This window comes from Algibacter sp. (genome assembly GCF_049667265.1).
Classification (GTDB): Bacteria; Bacteroidota; Bacteroidia; order Flavobacteriales; family Flavobacteriaceae; genus Algibacter_B.
Map to the genome: position 1 here is coordinate 1 of NZ_JBATHX010000299.1, position 2,484 is coordinate 2,484.

The following is a 2,484-nucleotide window of genomic DNA, read 5'->3' on the forward strand; positions in this document are numbered from 1 at the left end:
TAAAATGCTATAACAATGAAGATGATATCGGCAAAAATAACGCCTAAATCGAATATTAATGCACTTCTAAAACCCTTGGTTGCACTAGTTTCTAAAAGCACGAAAAACACCGGCCCTATAGTAAAAGCGAGTATTATTCCAAAAGGAATGGCTGTTAAAATATCATCAAACATAAACTATGCGAAAGGTTTCATACAAAGTAAAGAAATATTTTAAAACTATGCAGTTACTTACTTATCGATTTAAAAATAAATAAAGAATTTTCATATTAAGCTTTAGGCTCAAAATCAAAATTCTTTATTTAGATTCCCGCCTTCACGGGAATGACAATTTCAACGGAAACCTCTACGTATTGCGTAGAGGAATTCTTTTCGATTAAACAAAAAAAGAGCGGAGTTAAAAAACTCCGCTCTTAAATACATACTAAATAAATTAACTAGTTTTTTACAAGTTTTGTGCTATAAATACCTGTTGCTGTTTTAATTTGTGCAAAGTATAATCCTGTTTTTAAACTAGAACCATCAATTACCGTTTCAGTATTATTAGGTGATAATGACAATACATTTTTACCTAACACATCATAAACTTGTATAGATGACATTTCAACATTTTGTGTTTTAACCATCCAACTACTTTGTGATGGGTTAGGGTAAAGGCTAAATCCTGCAAGTTTAAAATCTTGTACACTTAAAGATGTTGCTCCAAGAGCTATATTATCTACAATATAAGTACCTGAAAGACCAGCAGTCCCTTGACCTGATGTACCTCCAGTACCTGATTGAACACCAAAATCTCCAACATCAATGAAAATATGAAGTCGTTCTCTTGGATCCGTAATACCTGCTTGAAAATCTAAGGCTACATCAACTGGATCCTGACCAGTCGTTATAAAATTCATTTCAATAGCACCACCACCACCTTGGAAACTAATACCATGTTGGTGTACTTCTCCAACCGCGGCTGTTGTTGACTGAAATGTAAATCTTAATGTATTATTTGCATCATCAGAAAGATCAATTGGTGTAGTAAATACAACTTGCGCAGAATCCCAGTCAGCTACTCCCCCAACAAGTTGCAGCACATCATTTGAACCAGAACCATCATCTATAACAGAAAGCCCAACCTCATCGCCTGCACTAGTAAACGGTTGACTTGTTTCAAAATCAAATGGTAATGCTATTGGAAAACCAAATGATACGGTGTATGTTTTAGTAGTTGTACCATCTCCAGCTGTAACCACTACAGTCGTACTACCTGGTAAAGATGCGGCAGGAGTAATAACAGCATTTGCTGCAGCATCATTTGGAGTTGCCGTAACCGTTGGAACTATTGTTGTTCCATTAGGAACAGCATAAGTATAACTTAAAGTTCCTGGAGCGAAACCGGCAATTGTAACAGCGTCAACTTGTAAATCGCTTAAATTAGCATCTGTCCCAGACGGGGTTGCACCAACGCTAAAATCATCAACGTAATAAGTTCCAACAATTGCTTTAGTAGGACCTCCGCCCCAATCTACCATAACCACCATTTTATTGTAAGAAGTTGGAGTAACATTTCCTGTATCCATATCCACTATAATATCATTCCAACCTGATCCAGTTGTTGTAAATGTAGCCTCAAGATCGCCACCTGATTCTGGTAATTCAAATTTAAGTAGGTGCTCTCTAACTTCTCCTGCACCTGCAGATAATGATTTCATTTTAAATTGAATTGTGTTTGATGCCGTATTTGAAAGATCTATAGGAGCTGCAAAGGTAACCTGTGCGTTATCCCACTCACTTCCATTTCCAACAATTTCAAGTACATTATTCCCGCCATCATCTACAAGATTGACAGCTGCACCACTATCACCAACAAATGGTTGAGTAGATTCAAAATCAATAGGTAAGGATTGGGAAAACCCAAAAGAAACCGTTAAAAGAATTAACAGTAAAGTAATTTTTTTCATCATAATTTTAGTTTTAGAATTAATTAGTTAAAAAGAAAACAAGTAGTTTTTTATTGCATTAAACCCAATATTGGTTACTACTAAATTCTCACTTTCGTAAATATACCTCAAAAATTTTGTGAAATAGGCAAAAAATACCCAAACAAAAAACATACAAATCAATAAAAAGATGAAAATATTACATTTTAAGCAATACAACGCAATTATCCGTAGTTTATCCTTTGATTGGCAAAAAATAGCTGACTGTAAAACCTTGCTACTACAGTTTTTGAATCACTATGTTGTGGTAATGTTGTGGTAGTGTTGTGTTAAAAATTAAGATTAATTGCTGATTACCAGCCTAAATGATACTTATAAGAAAACCATATTTAGCCTTTTTTGTTAAATCGCAACCATTTTTACAGAAATACTTAACTTCCCATTTGCCTTAATTGGATTTAAAGATGCTTAACACATCATTATTATTCGATACTAAAAACATGTTCGCATTATTTATTTTAATGGTTTGTATTGAACGACTATCTAAAGGTATATGT

General features: G+C 34.1%; 2 protein-coding genes. Both read right to left on the bottom strand.

The features are described from left to right. On the bottom strand, positions 1 to 173 hold a 173-nt coding region (locus WBN21_RS10895), incomplete at its 3' end, for a LysE family transporter (protein ID WP_424200192.1). A gap of 263 nt (positions 174 to 436) precedes the next feature. After that, entirely contained in the window at positions 437 to 1,951 is a 1,515-nt protein-coding gene (locus tag WBN21_RS10900) for a T9SS type A sorting domain-containing protein (RefSeq protein WP_424200190.1), read from the bottom strand. Positions 1,952 to 2,484 lie beyond the last annotated feature (533 nt).